Source organism: Escherichia sp. MOD1-EC6098, from assembly GCF_002965865.1.
GTDB lineage: Bacteria > Pseudomonadota > Gammaproteobacteria > Enterobacterales > Enterobacteriaceae > Escherichia > Escherichia marmotae.
Genome location: NZ_PTSN01000001.1, coordinates 30,712 through 46,453 on the forward strand (window position 1 = coordinate 30,712; position 15,742 = coordinate 46,453).

The 15,742-nt window shown below is 54.0% G+C and carries 10 protein-coding genes; 9 read left to right on the top strand and 1 reads right to left on the bottom strand.

Annotated features, from left to right (window positions below; translation table 11 throughout):
• Nucleotides 1–23: 23 nt before the first annotated feature.
• The 9 genes from mdtA to yegS all read left to right on the top strand — a co-directional run bounded on the left by mdtA (nucleotide 24) and on the right by yegS (nucleotide 14,407).
• Nucleotides 24–1,271, top strand: coding sequence for a multidrug efflux RND transporter subunit MdtA (gene mdtA / locus C0K55_RS00135; RefSeq protein ID WP_061090428.1), 1,248 nt, complete (start codon nucleotides 24–26; stop codon nucleotides 1,269–1,271).
• On the top strand, nucleotides 1,271–4,393 hold the full coding sequence (gene mdtB, locus C0K55_RS00140; RefSeq protein ID WP_105266143.1) for a multidrug efflux RND transporter permease subunit MdtB: 3,123 nt from the start codon (nucleotides 1,271–1,273) through the stop codon (nucleotides 4,391–4,393). Before mdtA ends, mdtB begins: the two co-directional genes overlap by 1 nt.
• Nucleotides 4,394–7,471, top strand: coding sequence for a multidrug efflux RND transporter permease subunit MdtC (gene mdtC / locus C0K55_RS00145; protein ID WP_105266142.1), 3,078 nt, complete (start codon nucleotides 4,394–4,396; stop codon nucleotides 7,469–7,471). It abuts the gene before it with no gap.
• Complete coding sequence (locus C0K55_RS00150; RefSeq protein ID WP_000130868.1) at nucleotides 7,472–8,887, top strand: MFS transporter; 1,416 nt, start codon at nucleotides 7,472–7,474, stop codon at nucleotides 8,885–8,887. It begins immediately after the preceding gene.
• Complete coding sequence (gene baeS / locus C0K55_RS00155) at nucleotides 8,884–10,287, top strand: two-component system sensor histidine kinase BaeS (protein ID WP_000675181.1); 1,404 nt, start codon at nucleotides 8,884–8,886, stop codon at nucleotides 10,285–10,287. Before C0K55_RS00150 ends, baeS begins: the two co-directional genes overlap by 4 nt.
• Complete coding sequence (gene baeR / locus C0K55_RS00160) at nucleotides 10,284–11,006, top strand: two-component system response regulator BaeR (protein ID WP_000137876.1); 723 nt, start codon at nucleotides 10,284–10,286, stop codon at nucleotides 11,004–11,006. Before baeS ends, baeR begins: the two co-directional genes overlap by 4 nt.
• Nucleotides 11,007–11,213: 207 nt before the next feature.
• A complete protein-coding gene (locus C0K55_RS00165) occupies nucleotides 11,214–11,546 on the top strand; it encodes a YegP family protein (RefSeq protein WP_001516646.1) in 333 nt (110 codons plus the stop codon).
• Between the two features lie 343 nt (nucleotides 11,547–11,889).
• On the top strand, nucleotides 11,890–13,251 hold the full coding sequence (trhP, locus tag C0K55_RS00170; protein ID WP_000476033.1) for a prephenate-dependent tRNA uridine(34) hydroxylase TrhP: 1,362 nt from the start codon (nucleotides 11,890–11,892) through the stop codon (nucleotides 13,249–13,251).
• Nucleotides 13,252–13,507: 256 nt separating this feature from the next.
• Nucleotides 13,508–14,407 (top strand): lipid kinase YegS, encoded by a 900-nt coding sequence (gene yegS, locus C0K55_RS00175; protein WP_000753102.1) that lies wholly within the window; start codon nucleotides 13,508–13,510, stop codon nucleotides 14,405–14,407.
• A 115-nt stretch (nucleotides 14,408–14,522) separates the two neighbouring features.
• Here yegS and fbaB read toward each other — a convergent pair whose 3' ends face one another.
• Complete coding sequence (gene fbaB, locus C0K55_RS00180; RefSeq protein WP_000129564.1) at nucleotides 14,523–15,575, bottom strand: class I fructose-bisphosphate aldolase; 1,053 nt, start codon at nucleotides 15,573–15,575, stop codon at nucleotides 14,523–14,525.
• Nucleotides 15,576–15,742 lie beyond the last annotated feature (167 nt).

The window sequence follows — 15,742 nt, forward strand, 5'->3', positions numbered from 1 at the left end:
TTCAGGAAGAGAAACTCTTAACGATGAAAGGCAGTTATAAATCCCGTTGGGTAATCGTAATCGTGGTGGTTATCGCCGCCATCGCCGCATTCTGGTTCTGGCAAGGCCGCAATGAATCCCAGAGCGCAGCGCCTGGTGCGACGAAACAAGCGCAGCAGCCGCCAGCCGGTGGCCGTCGTGGTATGCGCTCCGGACCGCTGGCTCCCGTGCAGGCAGCAACTGCCGTTGAACAGGCAGTTCCGCGTTATCTCACCGGGCTTGGCACCATTACCGCTGCAAACACCGTCACAGTGCGCAGTCGCGTTGACGGCCAGTTGATGGCGTTGCATTTTCAGGAAGGTCAGCAGGTAAAAGCGGGGGATTTACTGGCTGAGATTGATCCCAGCCAGTTCAAAGTTGCACTGGCCCAGGCACAAGGACAACTGGCAAAAGATAAAGCCACACTTGCCAATGCCCGCCGTGATTTGGCGCGTTATCAACAACTGGCAAAAACCAACCTCGTTTCCCGTCAGGAACTGGATGCCCAACAGGCACTGGTCAGTGAAACCGAAGGCACCATTAAGGCGGATGAAGCCAGCGTTGCCAGCGCACAACTGCAACTCGACTGGAGTCACATCACCGCACCAGTCGATGGTCGGGTTGGCCTGAAACAGGTTGATGTCGGTAACCAAATCTCCAGCGGCGATACCACTGGCATTGTGGTGATCACCCAGACGCATCCTATCGATCTGGTATTTACTCTACCGGAAAGCGATATCGCCACCGTTGTGCAGGCACAAAAATCCGGAAAACCGCTGGTTGTTGAAGCCTGGGATCGCACCAACTCGAAGAAATTAAGTGAAGGTACGCTGTTAAGTCTCGATAACCAAATCGACGCCACCACTGGCACCATCAAAGTAAAAGCACGCTTTAATAATCAGGATGATGCGCTGTTCCCCAACCAGTTTGTTAACGCCCGCATGTTAGTGGACACTGAACAAAACGCCGTGGTGATCCCAACCGCTGCACTGCAAATGGGTAACGAAGGCCACTTTGTCTGGGTGCTGAATAGCGAAAACAAAGTCAGCAAGCATCTGGTGACACCGGGCATTCAGGACAGCCAGAAAGTGGTGATCCGCGCAGGTATTTCCGCAGGCGATCGGGTAGTGACGGACGGCATTGACCGCCTGACCGAAGGGGCGAAAGTGGAAGTGGTTGAAGCGCAAGGCACAAGCACACCAGAAGAGAAAGCCACCAGCCGCGAATATGCGAAAAAAGGAGCGCGCTCCTGATGCAGGTGTTACCTCCGAGCAGCACAGGCGGCCCGTCGCGCCTGTTTATTATGCGTCCTGTCGCCACCACGCTGCTGATGGTAGCGATCTTACTCGCCGGGATTATTGGCTACCGCACCCTGCCCGTTTCGGCGTTGCCGGAAGTGGATTATCCGACGATTCAGGTGGTTACGCTTTACCCCGGTGCCAGCCCGGATGTGATGACCTCTGCCGTTACCGCGCCACTTGAACGCCAGTTCGGGCAAATGTCCGGACTGAAACAGATGTCGTCGCAAAGTTCCGGCGGCGCGTCGGTCATCACTTTACAGTTCCAGCTAACATTACCGCTGGACGTTGCCGAGCAGGAAGTGCAGGCCGCAATTAACGCCGCCACTAACCTGTTACCAGGCGATCTGCCTAACCCACCGGTTTACAGCAAAGTGAATCCGGCAGATCCGCCGATCATGACGCTTGCCGTTACCTCAACCGCCATGCCGATGACGCAGGTGGAAGATATGGTAGAAACCCGCGTGGCGCAGAAAATCTCGCAGATTTCCGGCGTCGGGCTGGTAACGCTTTCCGGCGGTCAGCGTCCGGCCGTTCGCGTCAAACTTAACGCTCAGGCGATTGCCGCCCTCGGCCTGACCAGCGAAACTGTACGCACAGCTATTACCGGCGCGAACGTTAACTCGGCTAAAGGTAGCCTCGACGGCCCCTCCCGCGCAGTCACGCTTTCCGCAAACGATCAAATGCAGTCTGCGGAAGAGTACCGTCAGTTAATTATCGCGTACCAGAACGGCGCGCCGATTCGTCTTGGCGATGTCGCTACCGTAGAACAAGGGGCGGAAAACACCTGGCTTGGTGCGTGGGCGAATAAAGAACAAGCCATCGTCATGAATGTTCAGCGCCAGCCTGGCGCTAACATTATCTCCACCGCTGACAGCATTCGTCAGATGCTGCCGCAGCTCACTGAGAGTCTGCCGAAATCAGTAAAAGTGACGGTGCTTTCTGACCGCACCACCAATATCCGCGCATCGGTCGACGATACCCAGTTTGAGCTGATGATGGCTATCGCGCTGGTGGTGATGATTATCTACCTGTTTCTACGAAATATTCCGGCAACCATCATTCCTGGCGTCGCGGTGCCGCTGTCGTTAATCGGCACCTTCGCGGTCATGGTATTTCTCGATTTCTCGATCAATAACCTGACCCTGATGGCGTTAACCATCGCCACCGGGTTTGTGGTCGATGATGCCATCGTGGTGATCGAAAACATTTCGCGCTATATCGAAAAAGGTGAAAAACCGCTGGCAGCGGCGCTCAAGGGTGCAGGCGAAATCGGCTTTACCATTATCTCGCTGACCTTCTCGCTGATTGCAGTGCTGATCCCATTGCTGTTTATGGGCGATATCGTCGGGCGACTGTTCCGCGAATTTGCCATTACTCTGGCAGTAGCGATTTTGATCTCAGCCGTCGTGTCGCTGACCCTGACGCCGATGATGTGCGCGCGGATGCTTAGCCAGGAGTCGCTGCGTAAACAGAACCGCTTCTCCCGCGCCTCGGAAAAAATGTTCGAGCGGATAATCGCCGCCTATGGTCGCGGACTTACGAAGGTGCTGAATCATCCGTGGCTGACCTTAAGCGTGGCGCTCAGTACGCTGCTGCTTAGCGTGCTGCTGTGGGTGTTTATTCCAAAAGGCTTCTTCCCGGTGCAGGATAACGGCATTATTCAGGGCACCTTGCAGGCACCGCAATCCAGCTCCTTTGCCAATATGGCCCAGCGGCAACGCCAGGTCGCGGAGGTGATTTTGCAAGACCCGGCAGTGCAAAGCCTGACCTCATTTGTGGGCGTTGATGGCACTAACCCGTCGCTGAACAGTGCGCGTTTGCAGATCAATCTGAAACCGCTGGATGAGCGTGATGATCGGGTACAAAAAGTTATCGCCCGTTTGCAAACGGCGGTAGATAAAGTGCCGGGCGTCGAGCTCTTCCTGCAGCCAACGCAGGATCTGACCATCGATACTCAGGTCAGCCGCACGCAGTACCAGTTTACATTGCAGGCCACGTCTCTGGATGCGCTCAGTACCTGGGTGCCGCAGCTAATGGAAAAACTCCAGCAACTGCCGCAGCTTTCTGATGTCTCCAGCGACTGGCAGGACAAAGGACTGGTGGCGTATGTTAACGTTGATCGCGACAGCGCCAGCCGTCTGGGGATCAGCATGGCGGATGTTGATAACGCCCTGTACAACGCCTTTGGTCAGCGGCTAATTTCGACGATTTATACTCAGGCCAACCAGTATCGCGTGGTGCTGGAGCACAACACTGAAAACACACCAGGGCTGGCGGCGCTGGATACCATTCGCCTGACCAGCAGCGACGGCGGCGTAGTGCCACTCAGCTCGATAGCTAAAATTGAGCAGCGTTTTGCGCCGCTCTCCATCAACCATCTGGATCAGTTCCCGGTAACGACCATCTCCTTTAACGTGCCGGATAACTATTCACTGGGCGATGCGGTGCAGGCGATTATGGATACCGAGAAGACGCTAAATCTGCCAGTGGATATCACCACGCAATTCCAGGGTAGTACCCTCGCCTTCCAGTCGGCATTGGGTAGCACTGTCTGGCTGATTGTCGCGGCAGTGGTGGCGATGTATATCGTGCTCGGTATTCTGTACGAAAGCTTTATTCACCCGATCACTATTCTCTCGACGTTGCCAACGGCAGGTGTCGGCGCATTGCTGGCGTTGCTGATTGCCGGTAGTGAGCTGGATGTGATCGCCATTATCGGCATTATTTTGCTGATCGGTATTGTGAAGAAAAACGCCATCATGATGATCGACTTCGCGCTGGCCGCTGAGCGCGAGCAAGGCATGTCGCCGCGAGATGCCATCTACCAGGCCTGCCTGCTGCGTTTTCGTCCGATCCTGATGACCACGCTGGCAGCGCTGCTCGGTGCATTGCCGCTGATGTTGAGTACCGGAGTCGGCGCGGAACTGCGTCGTCCGTTAGGTATCGGCATGGTCGGCGGTCTGGTTGTCAGTCAGGTGCTGACGCTGTTCACCACGCCGGTGATTTATCTGCTGTTCGACCGCCTGGCATTGTGGACCAAAAGCCGCTTTGCCCGCCATGAAGAGGAGGCGTAAGTGAAGTTTTTTGCCCTCTTCATTTACCGCCCGGTGGCGACGATTTTACTGTCGGTTGCCATTACCCTTTGCGGCATACTGGGCTTCCGTATGCTGCCGGTCGCCCCGCTGCCGCAGGTCGATTTTCCGGTAATTATGGTCAGCGCCTCGCTGCCCGGTGCGTCGCCAGAGACGATGGCGTCTTCCGTTGCCACACCGCTGGAACGCTCGCTTGGACGCATTGCCGGGGTCAGTGAAATGACCTCCAGCAGTTCGCTCGGCAGCACGCGTATCATTTTGCAGTTTGATTTTGACCGGGATATCAACGGCGCGGCGCGCGATGTACAGGCGGCGATCAACGCCGCCCAAAGTCTGCTGCCCAGTGGGATGCCAAGCCGTCCGACTTATCGCAAAGCGAACCCGTCGGATGCACCAATTATGATCCTGACGCTGACGTCCGATACTTATTCGCAGGGGGAACTGTACGATTTTGCCTCGACGCAACTGGCTCCGACAATTGCACAAATCGACGGCGTCGGTGATGTCGATGTCGGCGGCAGCTCGCTGCCTGCGGTGCGCGTCGGGCTGAATCCACAGGCGCTGTTTAATCAGGGCGTGTCGCTGGACGATGTGCGCACCGCCATCAGCAATGCCAACGTGCGTAAACCGCAGGGGGCGCTGGAAGATGACACTCACCGCTGGCAGATCCAGACCAACGATGAGCTGAAAACTGCCGCCGAATACCAGCCGTTGATTATTCATTACAACAACGGCGGCGCGGTTCGTCTGGGTGATGTGGCAACGGTAACCGACTCAGTACAGGATGTGCGCAACGCCGGGATGACCAACGCCAAACCGGCTATTTTGTTGATGATCCGCAAACTGCCGGAAGCCAATATCATCCAGACGGTAGACAGCATCCGGGCGAAATTACCGGAGTTACAGGAGACAATCCCGGCGGCGATTGATCTGCAAATAGCTCAGGATCGCTCCCCCACCATTCGCGCCTCGCTGGAAGAAGTCGAGCAGACGCTGATTATTTCGGTGGCGCTGGTGATTTTAGTGGTCTTTTTGTTCCTGCGTTCAGGTCGGGCGACGATCATTCCTGCGGTTGCAGTGCCGGTTTCGCTGATTGGCACCTTTGCAGCGATGTATCTTTGCGGTTTCAGTCTCAATAACCTGTCGCTGATGGCACTCACCATCGCTACTGGCTTTGTAGTCGATGACGCCATCGTGGTGCTGGAAAACATTGCCCGTCATCTGGAAGCGGGAATGAAACCGCTACAGGCCGCACTGCAAGGCACCCGCGAAGTCGGTTTTACAGTTCTGTCGATGAGCCTGTCACTGGTAGCTGTGTTCCTGCCGCTGTTGTTGATGGGCGGCTTGCCGGGGCGCTTGTTACGCGAGTTTGCCGTGACGCTTTCGGTGGCGATAGGTATTTCACTGCTGGTTTCCCTGACGCTGACGCCGATGATGTGCGGCTGGATGCTGAAAGCCAGCAAGCCGCGTGAGCAAACACGGTTACGCGGTTTTGGCCGGATGCTGGTTGCACTGCAACAAGGCTACGGCAAGTCGCTGAAATGGGTTCTCAATCACACCCGTCTGGTAGGCGTAGTGCTGCTTGGCACCATTGCGCTGAATATCTGGCTGTATATCTCGATCCCGAAAACTTTCTTCCCGGAGCAGGACACCGGCGTACTGATGGGCGGGATACAGGCCGATCAGAGTATTTCGTTTCAGGCGATGCGCGGTAAGTTGCAGGACTTCATGAAAATTATCCGTGATGACCCGGCGGTGGATAATGTCACTGGCTTTACCGGTGGCTCGCGAGTTAACAGCGGAATGATGTTTATCACGCTGAAACCGCGCGATGAACGCAGCGAAACCGCCCAGCAAATTATCGACCGTCTGCGCGTGAAGCTGGCGAAAGAGCCAGGGGCGAATCTGTTCCTGATGGCGGTACAGGATATTCGCGTTGGCGGACGTCAGTCGAACGCCAGCTACCAGTACACGTTATTGTCTGACGATCTGGCAGCACTGCGCGAATGGGAGCCGAAAATCCGCAAAAAACTGGCGACGTTGCCGGAACTGGCGGACGTTAACTCTGACCAGCAAGACAACGGCGCGGAGACGAACCTGGTTTACGACCGCGACACGATGGCGCGATTGGGAATCGACGTGCAGGCCGCTAACAGCCTGCTGAATAACGCCTTCGGTCAGCGGCAAATCTCGACCATTTACCAGCCAATGAACCAGTATAAAGTGGTGATGGAAGTTGATCCGCGCTATACCCAGGACATCAGCGCGCTGGAAAAAATGTTCGTCATTAATAACGAAGGCAAAGCGATCCCGCTGTCATATTTCGCTAAATGGCAACCGGCGAATGCGCCGCTGTCAGTGAATCATCAGGGACTGTCCGCAGCCTCAACCATCTCGTTCAACCTGCCGACCGGGAAATCACTCTCGGACGCCAGTGCGGCAATCGACCGCGCAATGACGCAGCTTGGCGTACCTTCCACGGTGCGCGGCAGTTTTGCCGGAACGGCGCAGGTGTTCCAGGAGACGATGAATTCGCAGGTGATCCTGATTATCGCGGCCATCGCCACGGTGTATATCGTGCTGGGGATGTTGTACGAGAGTTACGTGCATCCGCTGACCATTCTCTCCACCCTGCCCTCGGCGGGCGTTGGAGCGCTACTGGCGCTGGAGCTGTTTAATGCTCCGTTCAGCCTGGTCGCCCTGATAGGGATTATGCTATTAATCGGCATCGTGAAGAAAAACGCCATCATGATGGTCGATTTTGCGCTTGAAGCCCAACGCCACGCTAATCTGACGCCGCAGGAGGCCATTTTCCAGGCCTGCCTGCTGCGTTTTCGCCCGATAATGATGACGACCCTGGCGGCGCTGTTTGGCGCGCTGCCGCTGGTATTGTCGGGCGGCGATGGCTCGGAACTGCGGCAACCATTGGGGATCACCATTGTCGGCGGCCTGGTGATGAGTCAGCTCCTGACGCTGTATACCACGCCGGTGGTGTATCTCTTTTTCGACCGTCTGCGACTGCGTTTTTCGCGAAAATCTAAAGAAACGGTAACCGAGTAAATGACAGATCTTCCCGACAGCACCCGCTGGCAATTGTGGATTGTGGCTTTCGGCTTCTTTATGCAGTCGCTGGACACCACCATCGTTAACACTGCCCTTCCCTCAATGGCGCAAAGCCTGGGGGAAAGCCCGCTGCATATGCACATGGTCATTGTCTCTTATGTGCTGACCGTGGCGGTGATGCTGCCTGCCAGCGGCTGGCTGGCGGACAAAGTCGGCGTGCGCAATATTTTCTTTACCGCTATTGTCCTGTTTACCCTTGGTTCACTGTTTTGCGCGCTTTCCGGCACCCTTAATGAACTGTTGCTGGCGCGCGCATTGCAGGGCGTGGGCGGTGCGATGATGGTGCCGGTTGGCAGGTTGACGGTGATGAAAATTGTTCCGCGCGAGCAATATATGGCGGCGATGACCTTTGTGACGCTGCCTGGCCAGGTTGGCCCACTGCTTGGCCCGGCGCTGGGCGGACTGCTGGTGGAGTACGCGTCATGGCACTGGATCTTTTTGATCAACATTCCGGTTGGAATTATCGGCGCGATCGCCACACTAATGTTAATGCCGAACTACACCATGCAGACGCGGCGCTTTGATCTCTCCGGCTTTCTGTTGCTGGCGGTTGGCATGGCGGTATTAACGCTGGCGCTGGATGGCAGTAAAGGTACGGGCTTATCGCCGCTGGCGATTGCTGGCCTGGTTGCTGTTGGCGTGGTGGCGCTTATGCTTTATCTCATACATGCCAGAAATAACGCCCGCGCCCTGTTCAGCCTGAAACTGTTCCGCACCCGTACCTTTTCGTTGGGCCTGGCGGGGAGCTTCGCCGGACGTATCGGCAGCGGTATGTTGCCCTTTATGACGCCGGTTTTCTTGCAGATTGGTCTCGGCTTCTCACCCTTTCATGCCGGATTGATGATGATCCCAATGGTGCTCGGCAGCATGGGGATGAAGCGGATAGTCGTGCAGGTAGTGAACCGCTTTGGTTATCGTCGGGTACTGGTGGCGACTACGCTGGGCCTGTCGCTGGTCACACTGCTGTTTATGGCCACCGCGCTGCTTGGCTGGTACTACGTTTTACCATTCGTTCTGTTTTTACAAGGGATGGTCAACTCAACGCGTTTTTCCTCCATGAACACGCTGACACTGAAAGATCTGCCGGACAAACTGGCAAGCAGTGGCAACAGCCTGCTGTCGATGATTATGCAATTGTCGATGAGTATCGGCGTGACCATCGCCGGGCTGTTGCTTGGGCTTTTTGGTTCGCAGCATGTCAGCGTCGACAGCGGTGCCACACAAACCGTCTTTATGTACACCTGGCTAAGCATGGCGTTTCTTATCGCCCTTCCGGCGTTCATCTTTGCCAGAGTTCCGAACGATACACATCAAAATGTGGCTATTTCGCGGCGCAAAAGGAGCACTGAATGAAGTTCTGGCGGCCCGGCATTACCGGCAAACTGTTTCTGGCGATCTTCGCCACCTGCATCGTCTTGCTGATCACGATGCACTGGGCGGTGCGTATCAGTTTTGAGCGCGGCTTTATCGATTACATTAAGCATGGCAATGAGCAACGGCTGCAAATGCTTGGCGACGCACTTGGCGAGCAGTACGCCCAGCATGGCAACTGGCGCTTCCTGCGTAACAACGATCGTTTTGTGTTTCAGATCCTGCGTTCACTTGAACATGATAGCAACGACGATAAGCCCGGCCCCGGTATGCCGCCGCACGGCTGGCGCACCCAGTTCTGGGTGGTCGATCAAAATAACAAAGTGCTGGTTGGCCCTCGCTCACCTATTCCACCGGACGGCACACGGCGGCCTATTCTGGTCAATGGTCTGGAAGTCGGCGCGGTGATCGCCTCCCCTGTCGAGCGGCTGACCCGCAATACCGATATCAATTTTGATAAGCAACAACGGCAAACCAGTTGGCTGATTGTGGCTTTATCTACTTTACTGGCAGCGCTGGCGACGTTCCCACTGGCACGCGGCTTGCTGGCACCGGTAAAACGGTTAGTTGACGGCACGCACAAACTGGCAGCAGGTGATTTCACCACTCGCGTGACGCCCACCAGCGAAGACGAACTGGGCAAACTGGCACAGGACTTCAACCAGCTCGCCAGTACGCTGGAGAAAAACCAGCAGATGCGCCGCGATTTTATGGCCGACATTTCTCACGAACTGCGCACGCCTTTAGCGGTACTGCGCGGCGAACTGGAAGCCATCCAGGATGGTGTACGTAAATTCACGCCAGAGACAGTGGCTTCTTTACAGGCGGAGGTCGGAACGTTGACTAAACTGGTCGACGATCTCCATCAGTTGTCGATGTCTGATGAAGGCGCTCTCGCCTACCAGAAAGCAACGGTGGATCTCGTTCCACTACTTGAAGTCGCGGGCGGCGCATTTCGCGAACGTTTCGCCAGTCGTGGGTTGACTCTGCAATTCTCCTTGCCGGACAGCATTACCGTATTTGGCGATCGCGATCGTTTAATGCAGTTGTTTAATAACTTACTGGAAAACAGCCTGCGCTACACCGACAGTGGCGGTGGCCTGCATATTTCCGCCGAACAGCACGACAAAATGGTGCATCTGACCTTTGCCGACAGCGCACCGGGAGTCAGCGACGATCAGTTACAAAAATTGTTTGAGCGTTTTTATCGCACGGAAGGTTCCCGCAACCGTGCCAGCGGCGGCTCCGGGCTGGGGTTGGCAATTTGCCTGAACATTGTTGAAGCACATAATGGTCGCATTGTTGCCGCCCATTCGCCTTTTGGCGGGGTTAGCATTACAGTAGAGTTACCGCTGGAACGGGATTTACAGAGAGAAGTATGACCGAGTTACCTATCGACGAAAACACGCCGCGTATTTTGATCGTGGAAGATGAACCCAAACTGGGGCAGTTGCTCATTGATTATCTGCGTGCCGCAAGCTATGCGCCGACGTTGATTAGCCACGGCGATCAGGTACTGCCGTATGTGCGCCAGACGCCACCGGATCTGATCCTGTTAGATCTGATGCTACCAGGCACCGATGGTCTGACACTGTGTCGGGAGATTCGTCGTTTTTCTGATATTCCCATTGTTATGGTGACAGCCAAAATCGAAGAGATCGACCGCCTGCTGGGGCTGGAAATCGGTGCTGATGATTACATCTGTAAACCGTATAGCCCGCGGGAAGTGGTAGCGCGCGTCAAAACTATATTGCGTCGTTGCAAACCGCAGCGTGAGTTGCAACAGCAAGATGCAGAAAGCCCGTTAATTATCGACGAAGGTCGTTTTCAGGCTTCGTGGCGCGGCAAAATGCTTGATCTGACCCCTGCGGAATTTCGCCTGCTGAAAACACTCTCCCATGAACCGGGAAAAGTGTTCTCCCGCGAGCAGTTACTCAATCATCTTTATGACGACTACCGCGTAGTGACCGACCGTACCATCGATAGCCACATTAAAAACCTGCGCCGCAAGCTGGAAGCACTGGACGAAGAGCAGTCATTTATCCGCGCCGTTTACGGTGTCGGTTATCGCTGGGAAGCCGACGCCTGCCGCATTGTTTAACGTATCTTTGCCCTCGCGAGGGCTGAATTCCTTGTTTATTAATCCGTCATGCCCCTCTCTGAAAGGAGCTGTCTCTTGATCAGGAGATCTGATCAAGAGACAGCTCCTTTAGGGGGGTATTCCCCTGATTGGCAACCTTATGAATATCACCCATACTTAAATCGTTACATACTGTTTTCAATACGCAATTTCAATCAAGGAGTCATTATGGCTGGTTGGTTTGAACTCAATAAGAGCAGTGATAATCAGTTCCGGTTTGTGTTAAAAGCGGGTAACGGTGAGACTATTCTCACCAGCGAACTGTATACCTCAAAAGCCGCTGCGGAAAAGGGCATTGCCTCTGTGCAAAGCAACAGCCCGCAGGATGAACGCTATGAGAAAAAAACAGCGAGCAACGGCAAATTTTATTTCAATCTGAAAGCCGCTAATCATCAGATAATCGGCTCCAGTCAAATGTACGCCACCGCTCAATCACGCGAAATCGGAATTGCCTCAGTAAAAAACAATGGCGTAAGCCAGACTGTGAAAGATAAGACTTAATTGTTATGCCGGGCGCGGATAACGCGCCCGGCTTTATTTCTAATAAACACTTACTTATTGATGCTAAGGATCAAGCCGCGCCATTAAAATAATGGGAGGATAAGTTTCATATCAGGTGAAAGAATTTTTGTTCTTCTTTTTGAACGCCACGTTATTTATTTCCTGCAAGTGCCGAAGAAATTATCGTTATTCGTATCCTTACCAAAACCAGGACGCGACCAGACATTTGCACTGGAGCCACCCCCACCGATTGCGCTACAATGCCCGCCCTTAAAGTGGGGACACTCCCCTAACCGCTTCATCAGGTGAAGCGGATCTGACCTGTCATCAGAACGAGAGAATTATGTTTAAACCGGAACTCCTTTCCCCGGCGGGAACGCTGAAAAATATGCGTTACGCTTTCGCTTATGGCGCAGATGCTGTTTATGCGGGGCAACCGCGTTACTCCCTGCGTGTGCGCAACAACGAATTTAACCACGAAAATCTCCAGCTCGGCATCAATGAAGCCCACGCGCTGGGGAAAAAGTTTTATGTCGTGGTCAACATTGCGCCACACAATGCCAAGCTAAAAACCTTTATCCGTGATCTGAAACCGGTGGTGGAAATGGGGCCGGACGCACTGATTATGTCCGATCCGGGGCTGATTATGCTGGTGCGTGAACACTTCCCTGAAATGCCGATCCACCTTTCCGTGCAGGCCAACGCCGTAAACTGGGCGACGGTGAAATTCTGGCAGCAAATGGGGTTGACCCGCGTGATCCTCTCCCGCGAGCTGTCGCTGGAAGAGATTGAAGAGATCCGCAATCAGGTTCCGGATATGGAGCTTGAAATCTTCGTTCACGGCGCGCTGTGCATGGCCTACTCCGGCCGCTGCCTGCTCTCTGGCTACATCAACAAACGCGATCCAAACCAGGGCACCTGCACCAACGCCTGCCGTTGGGAGTACAACGTGCAGGAAGGGAAAGAAGATGACGTTGGCAACATCGTACACAAATACGAGCCGATTCCGGTGCAAAACGTCGAGCCGACGCTGGGTATCGGTGCGCCAACCGACAAAGTGTTTATGATCGAAGAAGCCCAGCGCCCGGGCGAGTATATGACCGCGTTTGAAGATGAGCACGGCACTTACATCATGAACTCGAAAGATCTGCGCGCCATCGCCCACGTTGAACGCCTGACCAAAATGGGCGTGCATTCGCTGAAAATCGAAGGCCGCACTAAATCTTTCTACTATTGTGCACGTACCGCGCAGGTTTATCGTAAAGCTATCGATGACGCCGCTGCGGGCAAACCGTTCGACACCAGCCTGCTGGAAACACTGGAAGGCCTGGCGCATCGTGGTTACACCGAAGGTTTCCTGCGTCGTCATACTCACGACGATTACCAGAACTACGAATACGGTTATTCCGTTTCTGACCGCCAGCAGTTTGTTGGAGAGTTTACCGGTGAGCGTAAAGGCTCTCTGGCAGCCGTAGCGGTGAAAAATAAATTCTCCGTTGGCGACAGCCTGGAACTGATGACGCCACAGGGCAATATCAACTTTACCCTTGAGCACATGGAAAACGCCAAAGGTGAAGCGATGCCGGTCGCGCCTGGCGATGGCTATACCGTGTGGCTCCCGGTTCCGCAGGATCTCGAGCTGAATTACGCACTGCTGATGCGTAATTTCTCCGGGGAAACCACGCGTAACCCGCACGGTAAGTGATTCATTTCGATTATTTTTCCCGGATAGAAAATTCTTAGAAACCGATCACATACGGCTGCATTTATTAAGGTTATTATCTGTTTCGCTGAAAAACATAACCCATAAAATGCTAGCTGTACCAGGAACCACCTCCTTAGCCTGTGTAATCTCCCTTACACGGGCTTATTTTTTTGTACCACGCTTTCATCCTGTTCTGACTCCGCCTTTTCTTTTCTGCTCTACACTATCTACAGACCAATCATAAAGGCAGACGACCATGGCAGATTTTCCCGCCAGCTTACTGATTCTTAACGGCAAAAGTGCTGGCAATGAGATATTGCGCGAAGCGATTATGCTGTTGCGTGAAGAAGGAATGACGATCCATGTACGAACCACCTGGGAGAAAGATGATGCCGCGCGTTATGTTGCTGAAGCCCGTCAGCTTGGCGTTGCAACGGTAATTGCCGGAGGTGGAGATGGCACTATTAATGAAGTCTCCACGGCATTGATTCAGTGCGAAGGTGATGACATTCCTGCTTTGGGAATATTGCCGCTAGGTACAGCGAACGATTTTGCCACCAGTGTGGGTATTCCTGAAGCGCTGGATAAGGCACTTAAACTGGCAATTGCCGGTAACGCCATTGCGATTGATATGGCGCAGGTCAACAAACAAACCTGTTTTATCAACATGGCGACGGGCGGATTTGGTACGCGCATTACCACCGAAACACCGGAGAAATTAAAAGCCGCGCTGGGTGGCGTCTCTTACATCATTCACGGCTTAATGCGCATGGATACGTTGCAACCGGACCGCTGCGAAATCCGTGGTGAAAATTTTCACTGGCAAGGCGATGCGCTGGTTATTGGTATTGGCAACGGGCGTCAGGCCGGTGGCGGTCAGCAACTGTGCCCGAATGCGCTGATTAACGATGGGTTATTGCAACTGCGTATTTTCACCGGTGACGAAATTCTTCCCGCTCTCTTCTCAACCTTAAAACCTGATGAAGAAAACCCGAATATTGTTGAAGGCGCTTCGGCGTGGTTCGAGATACAAGCGCCGCATGAAATCACCTTTAACCTTGATGGCGAACCATTAAGTGGCCAACGTTTTCATATAGAAATACTTCCGGCGGCGTTGCGTTGTCGATTACCGCCGGACTGCCCGTTATTGCGCTAGTCAAAAATTTATTCTCTCCTGAACAGGGGTACATCAATTTTTGCCGGATGCGGTGCGAACGCCTTATCCGGCCTACGGGAGGTGTGTTGTTCGCAGGCCAGATAAATGAAGCGTATCAGGCAATCGTAATTTTGCTATCGAGATAAACGTCCTGCACGGCGTTAATCAGTTTCACGCCGTCGGCCATCGATTTCTTGAACGCTTTACGCCCGAGAATCAGCCCCATTCCGCCCGCGCGTTTGTTGATAACCGCAGTACGCACCGCATCGCTAAGGTCGGTTTCACCGCCCGCGGCACCGCCGGAGTTAATCAGCCCTGCGCGGCCCATATAACAGTTAGCTAACTGATAACGCACCAGGTCAATCGGGTTTTCGCTGGTTAACTTGCTGTAAACGCGATCGTCGGTATAACCGTAATTAATCGCTTTATAGCCGCCGTTATTCTCCGCCATTTTTTGTTTGACAATATCCGCGCCAATGGTCGCCGCCAGATGGTTCGCCTGACCGGTCAGGTCAGCGGAAACATGGTAATCGATGCCCTCTTTCTTAAAGGCGGAGTTGCGCAAATAAGCCCACAGCACGGTCACCATGCCCAGCTCATGTGCACGTTCAAAGGCCGCAGAAATTTCTTCAATCTGCCGACGTGACTCTTGCGAGCCAAAATAGATGGTCGCGCCAACTGCCACTGCTCCCATGTTGAACGCCTGCTCTACACTGGCATACAGCGTTTGATCGTAGGTGTTTGGGTAACTTAGCGTCTCGTTGTGGTTGAGTTTGACGAGGAATGGAATGCGGTGAGCGTAACGCCGCGATACCGATGCCAGCACGCCATAAGTTGACGCCACACAGTTACAGCCCGCTTCTATCGCCAGTTCAACAATGTTTTTCGGGTCGAAATAGAGCGGGTTAGCAGCAAATGAAGCCCCCGCGGAGTGCTCGACCCCCTGGTCAACCGGCAGAATAGAAAGATACCCGGTTCCGGCCAGACGCCCGGTGTTATACAGCGTCTGCATATTACGCAGCACCGCTGGCGGACGATTATTGTCAATCATCACGCGGTCTACGTAGTCATGTCCGGGGAGATAAAGCTGGTCAGAAGGAATAGTCATACAACGATGCTGTAAAAGGTTGTCGGCATCTTTGCCAAGCAACTGCGCAATATCTGTCATTACTATGCTCCCGTAAATTCCGATTGGATATCGGCTATGGATTGTCCTGGCCCACCTTTTGCGGGCAATTATAATCCTGGTCGTTATGAGCTATTTTTTCCATCTTTCGGCTGTTTTTTCAGCGTTTCCTGTTGGCACGACTCATCAGAAAAAGTGTTACCGCGGTC

Excerpts from the sequence above, each read along its gene's own strand:
- mdtA (WP_061090428.1), top strand. The coding sequence starts at position 24 with ATGAAAGGCAGTTATAAATCCCGTTGGGTAATCGTAATCGTGGTGGTT.
- mdtB (WP_105266143.1), top strand. The coding sequence starts at position 1,271 with ATGCAGGTGTTACCTCCGAGCAGCACAGGCGGCCCGTCGCGCCTGTTT.
- C0K55_RS00150 (WP_000130868.1), top strand. The coding sequence starts at position 7,472 with ATGACAGATCTTCCCGACAGCACCCGCTGGCAATTGTGGATTGTGGCT.
- baeS (WP_000675181.1), top strand. The coding sequence starts at position 8,884 with ATGAAGTTCTGGCGGCCCGGCATTACCGGCAAACTGTTTCTGGCGATC.
- baeR (WP_000137876.1), top strand. The coding sequence starts at position 10,284 with ATGACCGAGTTACCTATCGACGAAAACACGCCGCGTATTTTGATCGTG.
- C0K55_RS00165 (WP_001516646.1), top strand. The coding sequence starts at position 11,214 with ATGGCTGGTTGGTTTGAACTCAATAAGAGCAGTGATAATCAGTTCCGG.
- trhP (WP_000476033.1), top strand. The coding sequence starts at position 11,890 with ATGTTTAAACCGGAACTCCTTTCCCCGGCGGGAACGCTGAAAAATATG.
- yegS (WP_000753102.1), top strand. The coding sequence starts at position 13,508 with ATGGCAGATTTTCCCGCCAGCTTACTGATTCTTAACGGCAAAAGTGCT.
- fbaB (WP_000129564.1), bottom strand. The coding sequence starts at position 15,575 with ATGACAGATATTGCGCAGTTGCTTGGCAAAGATGCCGACAACCTTTTA.